The sequence below is a fragment of the Klebsiella sp. GN_Kp190 genome (assembly GCF_040061795.1).
Taxonomy (GTDB): Bacteria; Pseudomonadota; Gammaproteobacteria; order Enterobacterales; family Enterobacteriaceae; genus Klebsiella; species Klebsiella michiganensis.
The window spans coordinates 1-1,730 of record NZ_JBEAFN010000059.1 but is presented as its reverse complement, the minus strand read 5'-3'; the positions used below and the strand labels follow the sequence as shown (position 1 = coordinate 1,730).

1 protein-coding gene is annotated in these 1,730 nt (G+C 52.8%); it reads right to left on the bottom strand.

Features of this window, described 5'->3' with window-relative positions:
- Positions 1 to 34: 34 nt before the first annotated feature.
- Positions 35 to 1,696, bottom strand: a complete 1,662-nt coding sequence (locus ABLU67_RS23985; RefSeq protein WP_348852564.1) for a T6SS effector BTH_I2691 family protein — start codon at positions 1,694 to 1,696, stop codon at positions 35 to 37.
- Between the last annotated feature and the right edge of the window lie 34 nt (positions 1,697 to 1,730).

Sequence of the window (1,730 nt, the reverse complement as noted above, 5' to 3'; positions counted from 1 at the left end):
AACCGGGAACATATTTGCTTCTGCTCTTCTGAATTCATGATATATCCTTTATCGCTGCTTCCAGGGCTTTATTCTGGTCTGCCACGCTGCGGTTGAATGGTGCTGTGCCAAATACGCATTTCTTACACCATATCTGAAGCTCGTCGTCCGATATCCAGGTCACAACCACCTGTAACAAAGTTATCGCTAACATGGCCTCCCAGGTTATTAAAATCGCCAGAATTCTGACTCCAAAATATCTGTCTACCAGCTTTTTGGCTATATATTTACCACCTAAGTCGATTATTTTCGATGCTTCCTCTTTACCTTTAACTTCTAAAATAGTACCTATGGCTTCCAGCAGAAGGCCAACTGATTTTGTGACAGTAAGGACATCCACAAATGTTTTTCCCCCCATCACAACCATCAGGAATAAACGATTATTCTGAAACTCTGCTTTCATTGAAAGCCAATCTGTATACACAGAAACCAAAGACGCAACCCCACCCGCTGCCGCCCCAGCCCCCTTGACCCACGACACCGTAAGCTTACGGGCTTCCAGTCCTTTCTCTATTGCCGGTAAAATAACTGACGTCCCCTGACTCACCATCGCCAGCCCGCTGGCCATCAGGCTCGACAGCGGCTTTTTCTCTTCCCTGACCTGTCCGCACAGGTAGATAAAATCCATCGCATTCAGTACCAGCAACAGGCTGTTTATTCCCGCCAGCCGGTATTCAGCCTGACCCTTTTCTGTTGCAAAGTGCTCTGCCAGCCTGCTGCTCATCGTCTGTCTAATCGCGGTGACTTCATTCCGGCTCGCCATAAAACGTCCGCTGCGCCGTATACCTTCCAGCACCGTCTGACGCAACGCCGGGGCATCTTTCAGATACTCATCCACTAACGCGTGAACGGTCTCTGACGGTATCCCCGCCCTTACCATAAATACCAGCCTGAAGGCCGTGGTCGCCAGCTTCTCGCCTGCCTTATCCACCAGCAGAATGCGGCTTACCCTGTCTCCCACCGTGACGATAAACGCATCCGTATTGAAGAGCTGTACTTCCAGTTTACCGGCATTTTCGCGCAGCCCCTTCACCACCGCGGACAGCGATTTCTGGTAGTACCCCTCCAGTTTTTTCATATTGCTGACCTGCTGCATCAGGGCTGCCGTTACAGCCGTCGCCGTCAGCGGCGTCACCTCTTCGTCCTTTTTCCCTTTCACCGTTGCCAGATACGGCTCCAGCTCGCTGATTAACCGCGGGTTATTGGCCGCCACATGCCGCCACAGCAGATTCCCGCGATTTTTAGCGCTGTACTCATTCCACCAGCCGTCTATCTTTGCCGCCCCTGCCGGACAGCTGTTAATCCCGTGCATGGCCATCCCCACCGCTGACTGGTAGAACAGTCCTGCCCGCTGTGCCTCACAGTGGAAATCGTCCAGCGTTGCCAGCAGTACCGGTGCGCTGAGCCAGTTCACCACGCTGATGATACGCTTCTGAAAGATGGCGTTAACCGCGTCAATCAGGCTCGTGTAACAGTTATCAAAGTTCGCCTGCCGGGTTGTGTTTAGCTTTTTCTGATAGGGTGCCCAACTTTGAGCCCGGACTCCACTGAAATCCTGCGAGGGTTCGGGCAGATTTAACGCCAGCTCCTCATCGACCTGCGCCTGTATCGCGGCAACCCGGCGCTGGTGAGCAGTCAGCGGTTCAGGTGGACTCATCAGCACGCTCTCCGGGTATGATGCCGTCACGTTC